This window comes from Microbacterium wangchenii (assembly GCF_004564355.1).
GTDB classification, from domain to species: domain Bacteria; phylum Actinomycetota; class Actinomycetes; order Actinomycetales; family Microbacteriaceae; genus Microbacterium; species Microbacterium wangchenii.
The window spans coordinates 294,486-314,138 of record NZ_CP038266.1; the positions used below are offsets into that span (position 1 = coordinate 294,486).

General features: G+C 66.8%; 20 protein-coding genes and 1 tRNA gene. 11 read left to right on the top strand and 10 right to left on the bottom strand.

Features of this window, described 5'->3' with window-relative positions:
* Positions 1–4: 4 nt before the first annotated feature.
* A complete protein-coding gene (locus E4K62_RS01385) occupies positions 5–958 on the bottom strand; it encodes an L-lactate dehydrogenase (RefSeq protein ID WP_135062864.1) in 954 nt (317 codons plus the stop codon).
* 101 nt (positions 959–1,059) lie between these two features.
* Between E4K62_RS01385 and E4K62_RS01390 the strand changes: the two genes are divergently transcribed.
* A tRNA-Ser gene (locus tag E4K62_RS01390) sits at positions 1,060–1,150 on the top strand.
* A gap of 129 nt (positions 1,151–1,279) precedes the next feature.
* Here E4K62_RS01390 and E4K62_RS01395 read toward each other — a convergent pair.
* Entirely contained in the window at positions 1,280–2,470 is a 1,191-nt protein-coding gene (locus E4K62_RS01395) for a site-specific integrase (RefSeq protein ID WP_135062866.1), read from the bottom strand.
* A gap of 117 nt (positions 2,471–2,587) precedes the next feature.
* Here E4K62_RS01395 and E4K62_RS01400 point away from each other — a divergent pair, with 117 nt between their 5' ends.
* From E4K62_RS01400 to E4K62_RS01425, 6 genes are read left to right on the top strand one after another with little or no spacing between them, the layout of a single operon-like run.
* Positions 2,588–2,818 (top strand): MerR family transcriptional regulator, encoded by a 231-nt coding sequence (locus E4K62_RS01400; RefSeq protein ID WP_135062868.1) that lies wholly within the window; start codon positions 2,588–2,590, stop codon positions 2,816–2,818.
* Entirely contained in the window at positions 2,808–3,479 is a 672-nt protein-coding gene (locus tag E4K62_RS01405; protein ID WP_135062870.1) for a ParA family protein, read from the top strand. The genes E4K62_RS01400 and E4K62_RS01405 overlap by 11 nt, the downstream gene beginning before the upstream one ends.
* Before the next feature lie 6 nt (positions 3,480–3,485).
* The gene (locus E4K62_RS18760; RefSeq protein ID WP_205805853.1) at positions 3,486–3,950 is read left to right on the top strand and encodes a hypothetical protein; all 465 of its coding nucleotides are present in this window, start codon (positions 3,486–3,488) and stop codon (positions 3,948–3,950) included.
* Positions 3,947–4,270 (top strand): glutaredoxin family protein, encoded by a 324-nt coding sequence (locus E4K62_RS01415; protein WP_282444450.1) that lies wholly within the window; start codon positions 3,947–3,949, stop codon positions 4,268–4,270. The genes E4K62_RS18760 and E4K62_RS01415 overlap by 4 nt, the downstream gene beginning before the upstream one ends.
* Positions 4,267–5,232, top strand: coding sequence for a hypothetical protein (locus E4K62_RS01420; protein WP_135062872.1), 966 nt, complete (start codon positions 4,267–4,269; stop codon positions 5,230–5,232). Before E4K62_RS01415 ends, E4K62_RS01420 begins: the two co-directional genes overlap by 4 nt.
* Positions 5,233–5,275: 43 nt before the next feature.
* A complete protein-coding gene (locus E4K62_RS01425) occupies positions 5,276–5,530 on the top strand; it encodes a hypothetical protein (RefSeq protein ID WP_135062875.1) in 255 nt (84 codons plus the stop codon).
* 63 nt (positions 5,531–5,593) lie between these two features.
* On the opposite strand, the gene E4K62_RS01430 is transcribed toward E4K62_RS01425, so the two are convergent.
* Positions 5,594–6,382, bottom strand: coding sequence for a hypothetical protein (locus E4K62_RS01430; RefSeq protein ID WP_167747692.1), 789 nt, complete (start codon positions 6,380–6,382; stop codon positions 5,594–5,596).
* 802 nt (positions 6,383–7,184) lie between these two features.
* Here E4K62_RS01430 and E4K62_RS01435 point away from each other — a divergent pair.
* The 3 genes from E4K62_RS01435 (at position 7,185) to E4K62_RS01445 (ending at position 12,573) form a co-directional block, all read left to right on the top strand.
* Positions 7,185–8,402 (top strand): ATP-binding protein, encoded by a 1,218-nt coding sequence (locus E4K62_RS01435; protein ID WP_135062879.1) that lies wholly within the window; start codon positions 7,185–7,187, stop codon positions 8,400–8,402.
* A gap of 61 nt (positions 8,403–8,463) precedes the next feature.
* Positions 8,464–9,576, top strand: coding sequence for an IS30 family transposase (locus E4K62_RS01440; protein ID WP_135062880.1), 1,113 nt, complete (start codon positions 8,464–8,466; stop codon positions 9,574–9,576).
* A gap of 93 nt (positions 9,577–9,669) precedes the next feature.
* Complete coding sequence (locus tag E4K62_RS01445) at positions 9,670–12,573, top strand: AAA family ATPase (protein WP_240742774.1); 2,904 nt, start codon at positions 9,670–9,672, stop codon at positions 12,571–12,573.
* Between the two features lie 5 nt (positions 12,574–12,578).
* Here E4K62_RS01445 and E4K62_RS01450 read toward each other — a convergent pair whose 3' ends face one another.
* Complete coding sequence (locus E4K62_RS01450) at positions 12,579–13,511, bottom strand: hypothetical protein (RefSeq protein WP_135062882.1); 933 nt, start codon at positions 13,509–13,511, stop codon at positions 12,579–12,581.
* Positions 13,512–13,808: 297 nt separating this feature from the next.
* Here E4K62_RS01450 and E4K62_RS01455 point away from each other — a divergent pair, with 297 nt between their 5' ends.
* Entirely contained in the window at positions 13,809–14,225 is a 417-nt protein-coding gene (locus tag E4K62_RS01455; RefSeq protein WP_135062883.1) for a hypothetical protein, read from the top strand.
* A gap of 190 nt (positions 14,226–14,415) precedes the next feature.
* Here E4K62_RS01455 and E4K62_RS01460 read toward each other — a convergent pair whose 3' ends face one another.
* The 6 genes from E4K62_RS01460 to E4K62_RS01480 form a co-directional block, all read right to left on the bottom strand.
* Positions 14,416–15,519 (bottom strand): IS110 family RNA-guided transposase, encoded by a 1,104-nt coding sequence (locus E4K62_RS01460; RefSeq protein WP_135062884.1) that lies wholly within the window; start codon positions 15,517–15,519, stop codon positions 14,416–14,418.
* A 513-nt stretch (positions 15,520–16,032) separates the two neighbouring features.
* On the bottom strand, positions 16,033–16,476 hold the full coding sequence (locus E4K62_RS18610) for a single-stranded DNA-binding protein (RefSeq protein ID WP_167747693.1): 444 nt from the start codon (positions 16,474–16,476) through the stop codon (positions 16,033–16,035).
* A complete protein-coding gene (locus E4K62_RS18615) occupies positions 16,473–17,000 on the bottom strand; it encodes a hypothetical protein (protein ID WP_167747694.1) in 528 nt (175 codons plus the stop codon). The genes E4K62_RS18610 and E4K62_RS18615 overlap by 4 nt, the downstream gene beginning before the upstream one ends.
* A complete protein-coding gene (locus E4K62_RS18620; RefSeq protein ID WP_167747695.1) occupies positions 16,997–17,386 on the bottom strand; it encodes a hypothetical protein in 390 nt (129 codons plus the stop codon). Before E4K62_RS18620 ends, E4K62_RS18615 begins: the two co-directional genes overlap by 4 nt.
* On the bottom strand, positions 17,383–19,170 hold the full coding sequence (locus tag E4K62_RS01475; protein WP_135062887.1) for a type IV secretory system conjugative DNA transfer family protein: 1,788 nt from the start codon (positions 19,168–19,170) through the stop codon (positions 17,383–17,385). The genes E4K62_RS18620 and E4K62_RS01475 overlap by 4 nt, the downstream gene beginning before the upstream one ends.
* Positions 19,170–19,649: a hypothetical protein gene (locus E4K62_RS01480; RefSeq protein WP_135062889.1), complete on the bottom strand. Its 480-nt coding sequence runs from the start codon at positions 19,647–19,649 to the stop codon at positions 19,170–19,172. The genes E4K62_RS01475 and E4K62_RS01480 overlap by 1 nt, the downstream gene beginning before the upstream one ends.
* Positions 19,650–19,653 lie beyond the last annotated feature (4 nt).

The following is a 19,653-nucleotide window of genomic DNA, read 5'->3' on the forward strand; positions in this document are numbered from 1 at the left end:
GGCCTTACTCCCGCAGGCTCTCCGCGACGGTCCGCAACGCGTCACCCGACTTCTGGAGCAGCGCCATCTCGTCCTCGGAGAAGGCCGTTTCCCGAATCGGCACCGCCCCCGATGCGCTCACGATCGACGGCACCGACAGGGCCACCCCGTCGAGCCCGTGGAAGTCGTCGAGCACCGTGCTCACCGGGAGGACGGTGTGCTCGTCGCGCAGGACGGCCTCGACGATCCGGGCGCTGGCGAGCCCGATGGCGTAGTTCGTCGCGCCCTTGCCCTCGATGACCTTGTAGGCGGCGTCGCGCACGTCCACCGCGATGCGGTCGAGCTCCTCGGCGCTCATCCGGGGGTGGCCCGGCGACTCCCATTCGAGGATCGGCACCGTGCCGATCGTCGCGCGCGACCACAGCGCGAACTCGGTGTCGCCGTGCTCGCCCACGATGTAGGCGTGCACGTTCGAGGTCGCCACGCCGGCGCGCTGGGCGAGCTTCCACCGCAGGCGCGAGGTGTCGAGCACCGTGCCCGAGGAGAAGATGCGCTCCGGCGGCAGGTTCGTCGCTTCTCGCGCAAGCACCGTCAGGACGTCGCACGGGTTGGTCACGATGACGTAGATCGCATCGGGAGCGACTTCGAGCAGCTGGGGCATCATCGACCGCAGGATGCCGGCATTCACTCCCGCCAGTTCGATGCGCGTCTGGCCGGGCTTCTGCTTCGCGCCGGCGGTGATGACGACGACGTGCGATCCCGCGGCGACGGAGATGTCGCTGCCACCGATGATGTCGCTCGATCCGGTGAACTGGGTGCCGTGGGCGAGGTCGAGCACTTCGGCATCGACCTTCTGCGCCGCGATGTCGTACAGCGCCACGTGCCGCGCCGATCCGCGGATGAGGGCGGCGTACGCGACGCTGGCCCCCACGCTTCCCGCGCCCACCACCGTCAGCTTCGAGTTCTCGATCACGCTCATGGGCTCAGTCTTACAGCCGCCCTCCCGGCCCGGCTACGGTCCCGGGCCTGCCATGATGCGCCGATTCGCGGGGTTGCGCGTGGTGTCGTAAGCTGGTCGGCGGTGACGTGTCCGAGCGGCCGAAGGTGCAACTCTCGAAAAGTTGTGTAGGGTAACCCCCTACCGTGGGTTCAAATCCCACCGTCACCGCCAGCTGAGAAGCCCCGCGAACCCTTGGAAACACTGGGATCGCGGGGCTTTCGCTCTGCCCGGACCGGGCATGTGGGTAAAAAATGGGTAAAACCGTGCTCCGGGCGGTGAATCGGCGCGTGATGCGTAAGCTCAGATTCCTCGAGACGTGGGCTCCGCACCTGATTGCCCGGGGAGTCCGCGCTGCGCCGCAGCAGCGTCGTGTGGTGAAGCGGGTTGCGACTGTTCGTGAACGATCAGGGTGGCGGCTTGGCGGGCGCTGGTAAGAGCTTGTGCGACGAAGTCGAGATCGTCGTCGAAGAGGTCCGCGTAGGTATCGAGCGTCATGGCCGCTGATGCGTGGCCAAGCATCCGCTGGACGGCTTTCACGTTGGCGCCAGCGCTGATGGCCAGGCTTGCTGCCGTGTGACGGAGGTCGTGTGGCGTGATCCGGGGGAAGGTCGGGTCGATTCGCATGGCGCGTCGGACTGCTGCTGCGAACCAGCCGTCGCGGGAGTTCGGCAGGCGTTGCGGGTCGGCGCCATCCCCGAATAGCAGATCGTCGGGGTGCTTGAAGGAGAGCTGTGCGCGGATGAGGTCGTCGAGGAATTCCGGGTAGGGGACCGACCGTGCTGCGTGCGTCTTCGGGGTGCCGGTGACGACGGCACCGTTGACCATGACTGCATTCTCTTGAACGTTGACTCGGCGGCGGGCGAGATTGACGTCGGCGACTCGGAGGCCCGTGGCTTCGCCCCATCGGAGTCCGGTGTAGGCGAGGAAATACACCAGCACCGGATGGAGTGCTTCGCTCGCGAGCAGATCAACTTGGCGGTGGGTGAGGTAGACCCTCCGCTTGGACGTTTTCCGTGGCAGCTTGATCCCGCGGGCAGGATTCTCCACGAGCCTGCGATCGCGAACCGCGACATCGAGGACCGCGGCGAGTAGCCCGTACGCGCGGATGGTGGTGGTCGCTTTACGTCGGCGCGCGATCTCGGTCACCCAGGCACGCACGTCGCTGTAACGCACGGCGTCTATTCGCACCTCGCCCCAGCGCGGGCCGACATGCGTCCGCCATGCCGATTCCAGGACGTGCATCGACGAAGGTTTCAGCACCGCGGCCTGGTCGAGGAGCCAGGTCGCGGCGAGCTCGCCGACGGTGACGCGGGAGTCGACCGGGTCGATGTAGGCGCTCTTCGAAATGGAGACGCTGACCTCGGCGAGGAACTGCTGAGCGTCTGCCTTCGTCCGGAAGCCGCGCTTGTTCGCGTGGGTTCCGTCGGGCTTCTTGTAGCGCACGAGGTAGCGCGTGCCCTGGGTGGTTTTGTACCGCTGAACGCTGCCCATCACGCTGCCTCCTATGTCGGCGTCTGCGAGCGGGTATTTGAAGTATCCACTCTTGACTAAGTGAGTACGTCAATTACACACTTGTGTCAACACATCCCGAGACGAAAGGAGCACGTGATGGTGATGACAAACGGGTACGGACCGCAGCTTCAGCCTGGCGAGTACCTGACCCCGGAGCAGGTCGCGGCGATCTTGCCGGGACTGACGCTCAACTCGCTGGCGGTGCGGCGCCACCGCCACCAGGAGCCGACCTTCTGTCGGCTCGGCCGCACAATCCTGTATCCCCGCGAAGGCATTGAGAAGTGGGTCGAGTCGTCGACGGTGGAGGCGCGACGTCATGGTCGCTAACACCCCGGGCGTAGTCGCAATCGCCAACCAGAAGGGCGGCGTGGGCAAGACCACGGTCGCGATGCAACTCGCGGCCTCACTGTCACGACGACTCCGGATCTTGCTGGTCGACGTCGATCCGCAACCGTCAGCTGCCTGGTGGGCTGAGAACGCTGGCGTGGCCCTGCCGTTCAGCTACGCCGCGATTCCCGCGTACGAGGACGTCGTTCGTCTCCGTGGGCTCGGTGCTCGATACGACATCGTCATCGCCGACACCCCCGGCAGTCTGGAGGACACCCGCACTCTTGAGACGGTCCTCGGCTTGGCGGACTTCGTGATCGTTCCCCTACCGCCGGAGCCGCTCGCTGTCGGTCCGACGGTGCGCACCATCGATCGGCTGATTCGGCCGCGTGGGGTGCCGTACGCGGTGCTGATGAATCGGATCGATCCGCGAGTGCCACACCAAGTGCCGGATCTCGAGCGCCTTATTGACGAACGTCTCGAGTCGCCCCGATTCGCGGCCTACTTCCGTCAGTATCTGCTGCACGCGCACGCATCCCTGAGCGGCGAAGTGATCACTGCGATTCCGGATACGCGTCGGACCGCGAAGGCGATCTCGGATGTCACCGCCGTCGCCTACGAGTTGGTGGGTCGGCTTGCTTCGACACGGATGGCGGGGTGACGTGTCATGGCTCGCATCGACCTCGCCTCCCAGTTCACCGACGTGCGGTCACGGATCGCCACGCAACCGACGACCCCGACGAGCGCGGACGCCATCGATGGCCCAAGGTACCGGCGCCTGACGCGCAAGGAGACCCTCCTTCGTGCCGATCAGCTCACGAGTCTGGCTGCTCTGGCCCGGCACAGGATGAGGCAACGACGTGTGCGGACCGAGCGCATCACAGAGAACACCCTCGTGCGCATCGCCATCGACCTGCTCCTCGACAACCAGGATCTCCTCGACGGCTCCACCGAAGAGGAACTAGCCGACTCCATCCTCAGGAATGTCGCCCGCCTAGGCGAACGACACAGCAGCACCACGCCGCTGCCGAGATCGGGCAGCTCGGATAAGACCCCGACAGTCCCCGATCACGGGGGTGCCGGCCTCTCGGAGTGCGAGAGTCCCCAACTGGCGAAGGGGCAGCGATCATGACGATCTCTGTCACGGTCTACTCGACTGGCCCGCAGTGCAAACAGTGCTGGGCGACCTGCGTCGCCCTGGACCGCGTCGGTGTGAAAACAACGGTGATCGATCTCTCGGACTCCGGAAGCGACGCAGCCCGAGAGTTCGTGACTTCGGACCTCGGGTACTCCCAGGCCCCCGTGGTCGTGGTCGATGACGAGCCCGAGAACCACTGGAGCGGATTCCGGCCGGACCTGATCGAGAGACTCGCGCAGCGCACCGGCAGCCCGGGACGGACATCGCCTGCGCCACCGGGTCGAGAAGCCGACGGGTCGAGGGGGCTGGGATGACCCCGGCGGATAGCTCGGCAGAGGACCGAGTAGAGGCGCAGGAAGGGGAGAAGGAGGCGGCGCGTCGCTGGCGGGCTGCGAACCGGGAGAAGATCGTCGAGCAGAGCCGTGCGTATAAGGCGGAACACAGGGAGGAGCTCCGCGAGAAGCGTCGCGAGTACTACCAGAAGGTCGTGAAGCCGCGTGAGCGCAATCGAAGGAAGCGCTACGCGGCGTGGCGCCGCCGTGTGCAAGCCGATCCTGAATATGAACGGCAGCGCGCACGCCAGCACCAGCTTCGATACGTAGAACGCCAGATGGCTGCTGACCCCGAGGGCTACCGTCATAGGCGTAGGGAGCAAGCGCGCGCCTACTGGGCAAAGAACCGCGAGAAGCTCAACGCGCAGAAGCGAGAGCGGTACCTGCGCGACCCGGAGCGGATGCGTGCGGCTTCTCGTGCGTACCTCGAAAAGAACCGGGAGGCAGTGCGGCAGCAACGGCGCGGGTACTACGAAGCGAACCGGGAGAAGATCCTCGCCGCGAACCGCCGGTGGAAACAGCGCGAACGGCACCGCCGAGCCAACGGCCTCCCACCCACCCGCCTCCACAAGGCCTCGGGTACGGAGAAGCTGCAAAACCGTGCCGCAGCTGACGCGTTCTTCTCCCGGCGCAGAACGGCGGAGGAGCTTGCGCACCTCCGATTCGGAGGGCCGACCCCGGAGCAACTCATCCACGCATGGCACCAGGAATCAGAACGGGCCCGGGCTGTGCATCGCCACCACGCGGACAAGGAACTCCAGGAGCGCCTCGAAAAGGAACGACAAGCCCTACGCGCGAAACAGGCGGCGGAGGAGGCCCGGATGGACGCCATCGCCCGCGTCATCAACGACCGACTCCGCACACAGCCCCGCACAAGAGAGGCGCCGCAGACGCACCAGTCACTGCATCCTCCGTCCGGCTCTCCACAACCCCGCGGCCTTTGACCGGCGAGCGGCCCTACGCTCAAACCAACACGAAGGAACCCTCATGATTGACCGTGTAATCACCGAAGCCGTCACCTACCGCGTCGCCGTCGCCGCGCTCTCGTACTACGACGGCAAGGAAGACACGCAGCCCGGCTACAGCTTGCGCGATGATGTTCGCTGGTGCCTCGAACCCCTCAAGGGTGAGGTCTCGTCCGCCGCTGAGACCACCTTCACGTGGCTCGTCAGCAGCACCATCACCGACCCCACCGCCAACCGCGAACGCCTCTCCAACGGCCTCGCCGCAGTGAGCACCTAACCCGCCGCAAGCAATGCACGGGGGCTGCGCCGGCATTTACCGCGTAGTTCGGCGCCGCTCCCGCTAGAGGGTAACGTCAGGACCGTTGGGGCGGGCCGTGCCGGGCGCGTCTCGATCGCGGTCGAGGTCGAGGATCAGTCGCTTGAGCTGCGCCCGTTCTACCCGAATTCGATCGCGCTGCACGGTCGCGGCCGTGGAGTCGGGTCGGATCGGCAGTTCGGGGAGCACTCGCTTCTGGGCCACGGCGTACAGCTGCTCGACCAGGGCGACATCGTCTCGACTGATCGACTGGCGGGCAGACCTCACGTACTCCCCAATGCGCCGCAGCTCGCTGAGCCAGGCGATTCCTTGCATGCCGGACAACGGTGCATGGCGGGCGTCCCGCGCCGCCGCCCATGCCTTACCGGAGGGGGGCCCGTCGTACATCGGCGCCCCATCTCCGTCGAGCACCGTCACCCGGTCCAGAGTCGTGGTGGGGATGCCCCGCAGCGTCTCCATGATCGGATCCCACTGCTCGGCGACGCTCTGAGTGAGAGTGCTGTGTGCACCGAGGGCGCCGCTACGTAGCTGTCGTGTCGAGGCCGTCAGAGCGCTGGTGCTGTCGCGTTCCACCGCCAGAACGACCCTCGTCGAGAAACCGGCCGCCTTGAACGCTTCCAGAGGCCCATTGGGCGAACCGGCAACCTGTGGATCGTCAACGATAAGCGGCAGCTTCTCGCGCTGCGCGTGAAGCAGCCCCGTCCGGAAGGTCTCGGCCGCTTCGTTCCGGCCGGCACCACCGAGAAGCGCTGCAAGGTCCTCGGTCTGGAGGATCGCCATCGGTTCTGACGAGTCAGCAACGATCTGCGCCACTGCCCGTGCGGGTACCGACCCAGGGCCGCCTATCAAGAGCACCGCATCCGGCCCCAGGGAGGGCGAGACACTTTCGAACACGCCCGTGAGTGCAGTAGCGATCCGAGCCTCAGCCGAGTCCGGTGGCAGCGGGAAGGTCATTCGAGCACCTCCCGTAGCAACTGCGCCAACTCCCGGCTTCGCGCGTCCACTGCGGCACGGTCATAACCGTTGGTCGCCAGAGTCCGTCGACGCTCCGCCAGCGCCCGAGACCGGTCGGAAAGAACCATGCGAGCGACGACGAGGTCGGATAGCTGTCGCATCTGCTCAAAGGCGAGAACGTCACCTACACGCCAGTCCAACTTCGAATTGTCCGCCACGGATCACCCCGCCGTCAGTCTAGGTGGCAGTCGCTCCGCTGGCAGCGGAGCGGGCGTCCTCCGCTCGAAGGAATGCCGATGACAGTTGCGCGACCCCATACCTGATCCGCCCAGGACTGCACAGCCAGATTTTCAACACAAAGACTCGGACAGGCGCGGCGACCGCTACGCAGGATCGCGGCGGGCTTCATCAACCTCGAGGACCACGACGACGGCAACCGGCACCGTTTCGCTCGGGGGGCTACACACGGTCGCGATCCGCCCCGCGCCCGTGCGCGGTGAGGCATCCGTCCGCGGGCAATCGCGTGGAAGGTCTTGGCCGAGCGAATGGCTGCCAGCTTCCAGCGGGGCGTTCCGAGTCCGCACCGACGTCCGAGCGTTATCGACTTATGGACGTTTTAGTGAAATCTAATAAAACGCCCTAAAGCTAGTAACCTGGGACGGTGCAAGCACTGACCAACCCCTATACGCCGAACGCTGGCGCCGAGCCACAGGCTGTGGTCGGTCGCGACGATCAGCTGGAATCCTTTGACCTTCTTCTGGCGCGCATCGAGCGCGGCCGCACGGAGCAGTCAATGATTATCACCGGCCTCCGCGGTGTCGGCAAGACAGTGTTGCTGGGGCAGTTCCGGACCAAGGCGCTCGAGAGGGACTGGGTCGTCGTCGAGCTTGAAGTGAGTAAGAACGACGAGAGCCACTTCCGCAGTGCTATCGCGACGAAGCTGCGCACCGCTCTATTCGAGCTCTCCCCAAAGGCGCGGTGGACGGACCGTTTCAAGCATGCGGCGTCAGTACTGCGGTCGTTCACTCTGAGCGTTGATGCCGCGGGAACTCTCTCAGCAGGACTGGATGTCGACGCCGCAGAGGGCTTCGCCGACCACTCAAATCTTGCGCTTGATGTCACGGACGTGTTCGTCGCGCTGGGTCAGGCCGCTCAAGAGAGGGAACGCGGAGTAGTTCTGCTCCTCGACGAGGTCCAGTTCCTCAGCAAGCAGCAGCTCGAAGCCACGATTGAGGCGCTTCATAAGATGGTGCAGCGAAAGCTCCCGGTGACGCTGGTCGGCGCAGGGCTCCCGCAGATTGCGGAACTTGCCGGCGACGCGAAGTCGTATGCGGAGCGCCTATTCAAGTTCCCCTCCATCGGCAACCTCGATGACCCGGACGCGAAGGCGGCGCTGACTAAGCCCGCAGCGGATGAAAACGTCACGTATGACGATGACGCACTCGTGGAGGCCTTGCAGGTGACGGGCGGCTACCCGTACTTCCTTCAAGAACTCGGCTACGCGGTCTGGACTGTCGCGGACGGACCCATCATCACCCGCGATGACATCGTGACAGCCGTTCCTGGATACGAGGCCAAGCTCGACGAGTCCTTCTTCCGTGTTCGGCTCGACAGGGCGACCGAGACGCAGCGCGCCTACCTGCGAGCCATGGCAGGGCTCGGTTCCGCACCACAGAAGGCCTCGGACGTGGCAGATGTGATGGGGCGCACCTCTCAAAACCTCGGCCCTACGCGCGCGGAGCTCATCAACATGGGACTGCTGTATACCCCCGAGCATGGCTATGCCGCGTTCACGGTCCCGCACTTCGACAAATTCCTCATTCGCGCCATTCCCACCCTGGAAGTCCCGCCGCTCAAGCCGCGCAAGCGCAGGAACTGAGCGACGACTCCCGCCCGCTGCCGGATCCTTGGGTTCTTGCGGTGGTCGCAACACTTACTGAATGGAGAGTGTTGTGGCGGAGTTGGCGTTGAGGTTCCGGCTGGAGGCAGTGCAGCAGGCGTGGGACGGTTTCCAGGCCGGGCTGTTCGCGAGTGAAGTCGGCGACCGGATCGGGGTGAACCGCACGACGGCGAAACGGATGCTCGTCGCTGCCGGCGGCGTCCGGCCGCGACGCGGACGGGGCCTGCAGGGCCGGTATCTGTCGTTCGTCGAGCGGGAAGAGATCGCGGTCGGCGTCGCGCGGGGCGAGTCGGTGCGGTCGATCGCGAGGCGGATTGGACGCGCGCCGTCGACGGTGTCTCGGGAACTGTCCCGGAACGCCGTGCGTGGCCGGTATCGGGCGTCGATGGCGCAGATGACGGCGATGGGGCGGGCGGTGAGGCCTAAGCCGGCGAAGCTGGCGACCAACCTGCGACTGCGTGTCAGAGTGGAGCAGGACCTGGCTAAGCGTCGATCGCCGGAGCAGATCGCCGGCCGGCTGAGGCGAGAGTTCCCCGATGATCCGGAGATGCAGGTGAGCGCGGAGACGATCTACCAGTCGCTCTACGTGCAGTCCCGAGGCGCGTTGAAGCAGGAACTGACCCGGTATCTGCGGACCGGGAGAGGGTTGCGTCATCCCAGTCGGAAGGTCGGGCAGCGCAAGAACCGGATCCCGAACATGGTCAACATCTCGGAGCGTCCGCCGACGGCGAGTGATCGTGCCGTCCCGGGAAGTTGGGAAGGCGATCTGATCATTGGCGCGGGGAACTTGTCTGCGATTGGCACGCTTGTGGAACGGCATTCGAACTTCACGATGCTCGTTCACCTCCCCGACGGCTACAAGCCCGACCAGGTCGCTCCCGCGCTGACCCGGAAGATCCAGCAGCTCCCGGTGCAGCTGCGCGGCGCACTGACCTGGGATCAAGGACCGGAGATGCGCGACTGGGAGAAGGTTCGCGTCGATACCGGCATCGAGAAGATGCGCGGTGGAGCCCCCCTACACGTGCGTGGTCGACGACCCATGACGAAGCGCCGGCAGGGAGCGACGGTCGCCGATAGGAACCACAACCCGGCGCGCGAACGGCATAACGAAACAGCGATGCACGCAGGCACTTTCAGTGAGCGGGGCCTGTAGCCGGAGTTCGGTGGGTTGCGTAGGGTGCCCGCCATGCGCGGCGGACTCGAGCGATGGAAGCGTGGGGTGGGCTCTCACGGGGTTCGACAGGCGATGGCATACGCCTTCGAGGGAACCTGCGACTCGCACCTGAGCGGTGGGGCGTCCGCGGCGTCTGACTACGCCGAAACGGATGGCCGGACGGTGACACGTTTCGCCCTCGATGAGGATGGACTCGTCGAAGACGAACTCACCTCAGATGCTCTGTCAGCGTGGGTCGATGGGCGCGACCCTGCGACCGGCGAACAGCGCGGGCGGGTGCTCGCCACCCCGGACGCGGACCTGGTGCTCGACGGCACGATCAATGCTCCGAAGTCCTTCAGCATCGCCGCGCTCCTGCATCCTGAGCTCGCCGCCGAATATGAGCGACTGCAGGATCGTCTCCGCGATCGTGTCATCCGCGCCTGGCACGCCGAGCTCAACGCTCGACGAGGCGCTGGCGGCCGCATCCGAGAACGCTTGGCGCGGATCGAGGTCGTCGAGCTGCAGCATCGGCGCTCCCGAGCGCTGGACCCTCACGTCCACCGCCATCTCTGGCTGAGCGTGAAGGTGCGGGGTCGAGACGGGAGATGGTCAAACGTCGACTCGCGTGTTGCGATGCGGTTCCATACCGTCGTAAACGCGGAGGGCGAGATAGCCGCCCGCACCGATCCTACGTGGGTGGCCGCTCTGGCCCGGCACGGGTACACCCTCGGCGCGGACGGCGAAATCCTCGAGCTCAAGCACCTGGTAAAGCCGATGTCTCGTCGCTCGAATCAGATCGAAGCGAACCGGGCGATGCTTCTCGCTGAATGGCGTGCCGAACACGCCCGGGCCGAGCCCTCCCTCGACGTCCGCCGGTCCATCGACCGACGGGCGTGGGCGCTCGGCAGACCCAACAAGCCGCGCCACTTGGAAGAGGACGACTGGGAGCGCCTGACGCGTGAAGAGATCGCGGAGATCGATCCGCGCGCCCTGTCACCCCACGGCCCCGTGCTCGTGCCCGCGACGCGGGTCGAGGAAGCGAATGTCGAGCTACTCGCGCTACGAGCAGTAGCGGAGGCGGATGCACGATCGCCCGCCAACGGCGGACGGATCAGCGTCTTCGACCTTCGCGCCGGCGCGCTGCGCGCGGTGGCAGCATCGGGGGTCGTGGGTGATCGTGATGCCTTGCAATCGCTGATCGACGAGGTGGAGGCGGCGGCGCACCTGCACACGGAAGATCTGCTTCCCGAAGCAGGGGATCGTCCGGCACACGTGAAAGCGCTGATGGCGCAATCCACGGCCCATCTCAAGAGAGAGGTGGCGGAGCGACTGGAAGCCCTGGGGGCCGCCGGTGAGCGCCCGTCGACGTCGGTGATGGCGTTGGTCGCGAAGCGCGCACTCGGTCCTGGACCGCAGCTTGGGAACCGGCAGCTGGATGCTGCGACCGTGATCGCGGGTACCGACCGGCTCGTGAGTGTCACTGGGCCGGCCGGGTCGGGGAAGACGTCCATGCTGCGGGTGGCGCAGTTCGCTCTCGCGGCGCAGAAGCGACGGATGCTCGTTGTTGCGCCGACGAAGAAGGCGGCAAGCGTGGCGTCCCGCGAGACGGGTGCCGCGGCATCGAGCCTGCATGCGCTGCTCTTTGATCATGGGTGGCGGTGGCGAACCGACGAGGCTGGGCGGCAGGTATGGACCCGTCTCGCCGCGGGCGACGCGGATCCCGAGACCGGCTCCATCTACAATGGTCCACGGCTTCACCCGATGCGCCCCGGCGACCGGGTTGTATTGGATGAGGCGGGGATGGCCGACCTCGAGTGCGCGAACGCGCTTCTCGCGCTCGCAGCCGAGACGGGAGCCGGTATCGCCATGGTCGGCGACCACCTTCAGGCCGCGCCCGTCGGTCACGCCGGCGCGATGGCCGCGCTCACTCGACGCGCCACGAGCGTCGTCGAGCTCGACAGCGTGCACCGATTCCGCGATCCGGAGTATGGACAGCTCACCCTCCGCCTTCGCAACGCCTCAACCAAGGAGGACGCCTTCGCCGTTGCACGAGACCTCGCCGACGGCGGACACCTGCGTCGCGCCGATGACAAGGATGCGGCTAGAGCGGTCATGCTCGACGGATACCTCGCTCGTACCGCGCACGGCCAACGTGTCGCTCTCGTAACGGGAACGAACGAAGAGGCCGACGCTCTCAACGAAAGCATTCAGCAGCGACGCATCGCGAACGGGGAGCTAAATCCCGCCCGGTGTGTCCTGGGGGCGGAGGGCCAACGCATCCTCGTCGGTGACATCGTGCAGACTCGGCGCAACGACCGCGCGGCCGGGGTCGAGAACCGCGCCCTCTGGAAGGTCGCAGACGCCACCCGCAAGAGCGTTCAGCTTGTGTCGCTGTCGGACCCGCGGGATTCGCGAACCATCACACACGACTACGCCGGAGATCACCTACAACTCGCGTACGCTTCCACGGTTCACGGCATCCAAGGCGAGACCACGGACGCGGCCATCGTCGGCCCCGACGTCGACGCGGCGGGGCTCTACGTCGGCATGACTCGCGGGCGACTGCACAACGAGGCAGTGGTGATCGCATCTACCCAGACCGCGGCCCGCGCCCGTCTTGCTGAGGCGATGCGGCGCGGGTTGCCAGAAGTGGCCGTGGCCGATTCTGTCCGCGCGGCGCGCGACGATCTGAAACGAGCTGCTCAAGACCCCTCCGCCGAAGAGCCTCTGACGCAGGGCGAACAGGAGCGAGAAGTTCGGGTTGAGCGTCTCCTCCTTCGACTCCAGGCTGAGGCGGCCACACAGCATGCTCGCGGGCACGCTTCGGGTGACGATGCGCGGGTCCATTCGCGAGTCCTAGACCGAATCCGCAGTGCGCTCGAAAACCGACCACCTCGTCGCTCCCTCGGAAGCACGCGTAGCGACGCGTCGAAGGTGGGTGTGGGCACAAACGGTGGAGCGCCGGAACAGACGTCTCGCAGGCCCGTCTTGTAACCCAATCAACCGGGTCTGGGATGACCGGGGGGACCGTACGCCTTCCGGTTCCCTTTCTGATCCGACCGAAGCTGATATGCACCAAGCGCCCGCTTGAGCAGCAGCAGAGCCAACAGAACCCCTGAAGCGACGGTGTTCACCTTGCTGCTCATCTCGACCCGCACCGTCCCATCGCCCTCGTGGTCCCTCGGACCCATATGCAGCGTGGATGTAGCTCGCAGCAGCGACGGGTGTGCTAGTCCACTCATCTGGCGCCAGAGAATCTCGCCGTAGGCGCCAGGAGTATCGGTGGCGGAGGTCGCCTGGGCAACGATTTCGCCGTAACCGATGAACGACCGATCCTGCGTAGGGTCTGCGATGCCAACGCGTCGAGCACAGTCAGCGATCTGGTCCGCTTGGCGTCGCCGCCACTTCTTATATGTCCGTTCCTCATGCCCGATTACTGAGCCGCTGATTTCCAGTTCAACCCGTTGATCGAATGCGAGCTTCAACGAGAACTTGCGGAAGGACGCTTCGTCGTGCAGCTCGCGCGCAGCGTTCCTCAGGTGCCGAATCACGCGCTCGCGCGGATCGTTCGGAGCGAGCAACCACAGCGCGCTGGCGGCACCTTCCAGCGCCGCACGAGCAAGCGGATACGTGGCGACGAGCGGCAGCGGACCTTCAGCGTCCTCGCGCATCATGCCTTCCAACACCCGCAGGTTGTCGGCCGCATGAGTCACGGCGAAGCGGACCGTCGTGCTGAGATGTCGCCATGCCGTGAAATCGTCGTCTAGCGCGAGTTCGGAATCCGAAAGCGGTTCGGAATTCTCAAGCCGTTGCCACCAGCGCATCAGGCCGCCGAGTTGCTTGAGCCGATGGCGAACCATCAGCAACAGCTCCAGTTCATGCGGGTCGATCGGCGCCCTAGTGAATCCGTAGTCCCTGCTCTCTTCTGCCACGGTCTCGACGATATGGGCACAACCGTCGGCTGTCCTGTATGAGCTTGCGCACCTTCCGTTCCGGGTCGCGGCCCGCATATCAGGCTCGATATCCCGCTCTGCAATAACGCCTTGTTCGGTACGGACTATGCAGCAGGGATCTTGTTGGAGAGAGCGTCGTGCCTGGTGCGCCAGGGTAGCTCGCTGTGGCCGCTCCGTGCCGGCCTTTCGATGCTTCTATGTTTGTCAAGGTCCCTCGGATGTGGGAACCGGAGTGGGCGCGATGGGCGCTGCCGAGTCGCTGTTAGATTCACTGGCATGCGAACGCCCAAGGTTGCTGTCGCCGCCGGGATTCTCACAAGTGCGCTGGCTCTCAGCGCATGCGTTCCCCCGGGCGTCGCCTGCCCGGCCATCGGGTTCGTCCTCTCAGATCCGGTTGTCATCGAGATAGATCCGGACCTGGTCGGCGGCGGATCGGTGGCGGCGTGTCTGGGCGACGATTGCGAGCCCGCTCTCGTCGCATCCGTGGACCCCGGGAAATGGGAGGTTCCGCAGGAACCGCCGTATGCGCCGCAAGACACTATCGGGCTTGATCTTGGGGCTGGCATCCGGGTTGCGATCGTCGACGCCGCCGGTGCGACCATCCGCGACGAATGGTTCGAGATTCCATTCACCAGCAGCTCCGATGGCGTCTGCCCGGGGCCGGTCGAAGTTCAGCCGGTCGTGGTGACCTGACTCGTCTCCTCCGAAGCGTCTTGCGTCCCAGTGACGAAGGCGTAAGTGCCCCCTCCGACGGCGAGAGTGTAGCGGGGAGGAATGACTCCGTTCCCGTCGTTCGCTCTTTGCAGACTCCGCTCTCCGCTGCGCTCCGAGCTCCGCTTAGCAACCGCTCACTCGGGCACTACGTCGTCCCCTCCCCGCTTGGTCAGCCGATTGTCGGAGCGAGGGTGGAGTTCGAGGCGGGCGCAGGAGCGGCGTCGTAGAGCGCGTTGAGGGTTCGGTAGAGGTGTCGGGCGAGGTAGCGCTTGATGCAGCGTCGGATCTCGCGGCGGGTGCGTCCTTCGGCCAGGCGCTTGTCGAGGTAGGCCTTCGTGCCGGGGTCGCGACTCATTCGTGTGATCGCGATGAAGTGGAGCGCTTTGTTCAAGCGCCGATCCCCACCCCGGTTCAAGCGGTGGCGGGTCGTGTTGCCGCTGGACGCGGGCAGCGGGTTCACGCCGGCGAGCGAGGCGAACGCGGCGTCGTTTCGGACTCTGCCGGGGTGGGACCATGCCGTGATGACGACGGCTGCGGTGTAAGCGCCGACGCCGGTCTCCTGCAGCAGGGGCGCCGCGGGGCTCGCGGTGATGAGTTCGGTCATGCGGGCGTGGTTCTCGGTCAACGCGTCCTGCAGGTCAACGATTCGTCGGGCCAGCCGGACGGCCTCGCCTCGCGCGGTGGCGATGGCGATGGGCTCGTGGCGCTTCTGCCAGCGTGATGCCTGTCCGATCTGGGCCGCGCTGAGGGGCTTGCGGGCGTCGATGCCGAGTTCGTTGGTGCGCAGAAGCGCGGTGAGCGCGTTCACGTTCACCGTCTTCTCCGTCGACATCTGGTCGCGTGCGGCGACCAGCACGCGGAGCGCTTGACGCGTCCCGTCGTCGGCGCGGGGACGACGCAACTGGTTCTCTTCCAGCGGCAGCACGGCGGCTGCGATCGCGTGAGCGTCCAACGGGTCGGACTTGCCAAGGCCGCGGCGGGTTCTGGCGCTGATGCGGGGTGCTTCGACCACCTCGTATCCGCTCTCGGTGGCCGCGCGGGCCAGTCGCGCGCCGTAGGTGGCGACACCCTCGATCGACCACAACGTATCGGCCTCACCCCCGGTCAGGCGGCCGGCCCAGCCGATCGCGCGGGCGATGCCCGGCGGGCTGGTCGGGAACTGTTGGCAGCCCAACAGCTGCCCAGACCCCGTCTCGATGACGGCATACGTGTGTGTCTTGGCGTGGGTGTCCACGCCGATGACGAACGGATGGGAGTGCGCGACGATAGTCATTGCGGATCGGTCCTTCCTTCGATGGAACACGGGCACGGCCGCGCGGCGGCCGGCGCCGGCCCGGGAGGAAATCACTTCGCGGCATCACTGTGACGGGCCACGACCCAAGGAGGTCGGGCAGGCTTCTAATCAGGCCATCGAGGTGGGCCGGGTGGCGTCGGCCGCCCTCGCCCGGGACGGGCAGATCGAAAGAAAGGCCCACACGGGGCCAGCGGCATATCGAGCCACGACCGGACGAAGACGACCAACATCAACCCTGCCAGCCAGTCCCAGACCAGCCATCTCAAGACTCACAGCGGCATATCCTCCCTCGCTGCGCTCGGTCCGGTATTCCACGAGCCGTCACTGCACGACCGCCGCTCACTTCGAGGCTGGATATCAGGCAGCAGGGAGGTGTGACACGAGCCTCATCACGGGATTGTGAACTGCCGAACTGCGGGAGTGGGGAACTTCGGGACACCGGAAGCGGGTGGGAGTACCATCACTCCCACCCGCTTCTGACGTGATGGTTGGTTAGCGTGTGATTCCTGCGCCGGCGTACGAGGCCGGTGTGGCGGACGGCCCCGGGGCGTGTGCTGCGGGGCCGTCAGCTTTTGGGCTGCGCTCGATGGCGACGTCGGCGAACTTGAGCGACGCGCCCACGTTGTCCGCGACGACGTCGCGTGACTCTCGGGTTTGTCCTTCCTTGTCGACGTAGGTGCCGAAGCGGAGGTCGCCGGCGACGATCACGGAGTCTCCCTTGTGGAGGGATTCCGCGACGTGGGCGGCTTGTTTGTCGAAGACGACGACGCGGTGGAAGACGGTGCCGGCGTCTTCCCACAGCCCCGTGGATTGGTTGAGTCTTCGGTCGTTGACGGCGACGGTGAAGCGGGCGTATTCGTTGCCGCTTTCGCCTCGGCCGTGTTCGGGGTCGGCGGTGAGGTTGCCCTCGAGCGTGACCGGGATTCTGGTGGTCATGGTGTGGTTCTCTCTTTCTGTTGGGGAGCGCCCGGGTGGGTGCTCTGGTGAGCGTGGGCCGTTGTGGTCCACGCGGTCCATGCGGTCTCGTCGGTGACGCCGTCCCAGGTTCGGGGTTTGGTGGGGCGGTGTTCGGTGGAGCAGCCGCCGCCGTAGGCGCGGGTGAGGCGGGGGATGGCGATGGCGAGGCGTTCGTGCCAGCTGAGCGGGCCGAAGCCGGTGTCGGAGGGGTCGAACGCGGCGACGTGTGCGGTGTGCAGGGCGGAGAGTTCTTCGACGAGCGTGTCGTGTTGCCACCAGCAGGGTGGGACGGTGGAGACGGGGATGTTGTAGCGGGTGGTGAACCATTCCACCCACCCACGCAGCGCCTCCCACGCCGCAGGGGCGTCTTCGTCGCGGAGCGTGCGCCAGTTGATGGTGCCGCCACCGATCAACCCCGAATCACCGTCGCGGCGGGTCGGATCGAGACCGAGCGATTGGAGGAGGAGCTGTTCGACCTCAGGGTCGTACTCGGGTGTGCTCACGGTGCGGCCTGCTGTCGGGTGAGGGCGGCGCGTACGCGGCGGATCGCGAGGAGGGAGGCGTCGCGGTGGGCGCGGTTGTGGGCGAGGACGCGGTCGCGGTCGATGAGGCGGTGGACGAGTTCGTGGCAGAACGGGTGCAGCGCCGTCAGGTCGTCGTGGTGTTCGGTGGCGAGCCACCTGCCGTCGCGAACGTACACGCCGCGGTAGGACAGGTGGTGCAGCTCGAGGGTGCGGCGGGTACCGGGGCGGCCGCAGCCGGCGCAGGTGACGGGTCCGTGGCGACCTTCGGTGCGGAACCAGCGGTCGCGGCGGCGGAACCAGGCGGCGGAGCGCAGGTATCCGGTGCGGTAGGTGTTGCGGACGGTGCCGCGGCGGGCGTTGCTCACGACGCCTCCTCCGTGGGTGTGGCGCGTGCGGCGAAGGTGGCGACCTGCTCGCGTTCGGCGTCCTTCTTCCCCGCGCGGATCGCGGCGGCGTCGGAGCGGGCGTCCCACCCGCCCAGATCGAGCAGCACGCCCCGTCGGTTGCGGTAGGCGAGGAGTCCGGTGGTGGGTGGCATGCGGCGGATTTCGTCGACGGTCATCAGGGGCTGGCGTTCGATGTGTTCGCTGGTGTTGCGGCCGGCCTGCCGAGTGGACCAGGACTGTTGGGTGCGGCGTGTTTCGCGGTTGCCGAGAAGCGCCTCGATGTCACGCAGGTGGGCGACGTGGGACGCGCCGCCGAGGAGGACTTTGGCGGTTGCGGCGGCCCAGATGGTGTCGGCCTCGGCGCGGGACCAGGACGTTTCCGCTTGGGAGAGGGCTTGGAGGACGACGAAGGTGCAGATGCCGCGGCCGCCGCCGTCCGCCATCGTGCGGGGCAGGTTCGCCCACCGGAACATGTTCGCGATCTCGTCCAGGATCAGCCCGAGCGGCAGGCGGAGGCGGGAGCCGGGAGAAGCGAGCGCTTTCGTGCGGGCGACGTCGACGACGTCGTCGAGGAGAGCGCCGAGGAACCCGCCCATCGCTGACGCACCGGACGCGGACCCGATCAGGTACAGGGTGTTCTCGCCGGTGAGGAAGCCCACGGGGTCGAAGGGACGGTCGGCGCGGGTGGGGCTGAGCGCGGCGCGGATCTGGGGGACGGCGAGGGGGGCGACGGCGCCTTGCACGCCGAACCAGATGGAGGAGACGAGTTTCTCGTCGCCGGCGATGATGGCTTCCAGGCTGTCGCCCCAGCCGGGTGCGCCGTCGGTTCGGAGGATGTCGACGGCGGAGCGGGCGAGGGCGGGGCTGGACCCCCAGTCGTACAGGTCGCTGATGCTGCGCCCGCCGATGGCTGCGGCGTGCAGGAGCCGGCCGAGGATGACGGAGGATGCCTGCGCCCATTCCCCGTTGCTGGAGGAGGCGCCCAGTGCCGTGCCGGTGATGATGGCGTCGCCGCGTTGCATTGCGACCAGCGGGTCGGCGCACCCGGTGATGGGGGAGATGCGCAGCGGGTGGGCGATGCCGGTGAGGCCTTGTGGGTCGAACACGTGCACGTCGCCGCGTTGCGCGCGCATGCGCAGGGTGGCGGTGAGGTTGTCGTTCGTGGTTGAGGTGGTGACCAGGGGGCCTGACCAGTCGAGGATCGCAGAGATGAGGACCCGGTAGCCCTTGCCGGAGCGGGGCGGGCCTTCGAGCGCGACGGAGTCTTCGATGGACACGTACACGTCCCGGCCGCGGGAGCGCCCGATCCGCCACCCGACGTCGGTCGGGGTCGGGCGGGTGAGGTCGGGGCGAAGGTGGCGAGCGCGGGTGAGGACTGCGCGCTTGGACAGGTGCCCGGCGATCTCGCTGCCGCTGGCGAACCCGGGCCGGCCGCGGAGGTCAGCGATGAAGTGCGCGTCCGACTGCAGATACCGGTTGTACGCAACCCAGGCGAACAGTGCCGCGCCGATGACCAGGAGGACGAGGATGGCGTCGATAAGTCGGATGCCAAGGGCCGGAACGGTACAGCCGGGAGTAACGGTGTAGGCGGCGGGGTCACCGGTGACGGCGAACCACAGTCCGCTGATCGGGCTGTTCGGGACCGGAGGCGCCCCGCACGCCGCGCCGATAAGGGTGTCGGCGACGACGGCGAACGCCATCGCCAACAGGATGACGCCCGTCAGGGCGGCGGGCAGGAGGGTGGAGCTGAGGCGTGTGGGCATCACCAGTCCTCCTCCTGCGGTTGATACCGGTGCGCCGAGGACCGAATCCGGAAGGCGAGGCCTGCCTCTCGCGCGGCGTCGGCCCGCGCGGTCCAGCGTCGACGTACGGCCACGGCGCCGGCGGCCAGAGGTGAAACGGTGAGGGCGATGAGGATGCTGTCCCCCACCAGCCCGGGAACGATCGCGGAGGCGGGAAGCCCCTGCCGCGTGGCGGCGAGAAGAAGCCACGGCCACAGCACCGCCGCGCCCAGGACTCCGCCGACGACGGCACTAACGACGGCGTGAGCCCAGAGCGGCAACCGCCGCCGCTTGACGGGGATGCCGAGCTCGAGGTCGCGCAGCACAGTGTCGCGCCGTCGCCGCAGCACGCCGACGATCCAGCCGATGGCAAGGGCAAGCGTGAGTCCGGCGAGGCCCGCCACAACCAAGGGCTCCCACTGGTCGAGGGTCGTGAGGGTGTCGGTGAATGAGGAGTTCATGGCG

Bases quoted from the DNA above. Each gene is read 5' to 3' on its own strand.
- E4K62_RS01455 (WP_135062883.1), top strand. From the start codon at position 13,809: ATGCGAACGCCCAAGGTTGCTGTCGCCGCCGGGATTCTCACAAGTGCG.
- E4K62_RS01395 (WP_135062866.1), bottom strand. From the start codon at position 2,470: ATGGGCAGCGTTCAGCGGTACAAAACCACCCAGGGCACGCGCTACCTC.
- E4K62_RS01405 (WP_135062870.1), top strand. From the start codon at position 2,808: ATGGTCGCTAACACCCCGGGCGTAGTCGCAATCGCCAACCAGAAGGGC.
- E4K62_RS01425 (WP_135062875.1), top strand. From the start codon at position 5,276: ATGATTGACCGTGTAATCACCGAAGCCGTCACCTACCGCGTCGCCGTC.
- E4K62_RS01460 (WP_135062884.1), bottom strand. From the start codon at position 15,519: ATGACTATCGTCGCGCACTCCCATCCGTTCGTCATCGGCGTGGACACC.
- E4K62_RS01420 (WP_135062872.1), top strand. From the start codon at position 4,267: ATGACCCCGGCGGATAGCTCGGCAGAGGACCGAGTAGAGGCGCAGGAA.
- E4K62_RS18760 (WP_205805853.1), top strand. From the start codon at position 3,486: ATGGCTCGCATCGACCTCGCCTCCCAGTTCACCGACGTGCGGTCACGG.
- E4K62_RS01475 (WP_135062887.1), bottom strand. From the start codon at position 19,170: ATGCCCACACGCCTCAGCTCCACCCTCCTGCCCGCCGCCCTGACGGGC.
- E4K62_RS01440 (WP_135062880.1), top strand. From the start codon at position 8,464: ATGGAGAGTGTTGTGGCGGAGTTGGCGTTGAGGTTCCGGCTGGAGGCA.
- E4K62_RS18610 (WP_167747693.1), bottom strand. From the start codon at position 16,476: ATGACCACCAGAATCCCGGTCACGCTCGAGGGCAACCTCACCGCCGAC.
- E4K62_RS01400 (WP_135062868.1), top strand. From the start codon at position 2,588: ATGGTGATGACAAACGGGTACGGACCGCAGCTTCAGCCTGGCGAGTAC.
- E4K62_RS01415 (WP_282444450.1), top strand. From the start codon at position 3,947: ATGACGATCTCTGTCACGGTCTACTCGACTGGCCCGCAGTGCAAACAG.
- E4K62_RS01445 (WP_240742774.1), top strand. From the start codon at position 9,670: ATGGCATACGCCTTCGAGGGAACCTGCGACTCGCACCTGAGCGGTGGG.
- E4K62_RS01480 (WP_135062889.1), bottom strand. From the start codon at position 19,649: ATGAACTCCTCATTCACCGACACCCTCACGACCCTCGACCAGTGGGAG.
- E4K62_RS01385 (WP_135062864.1), bottom strand. From the start codon at position 958: ATGAGCGTGATCGAGAACTCGAAGCTGACGGTGGTGGGCGCGGGAAGC.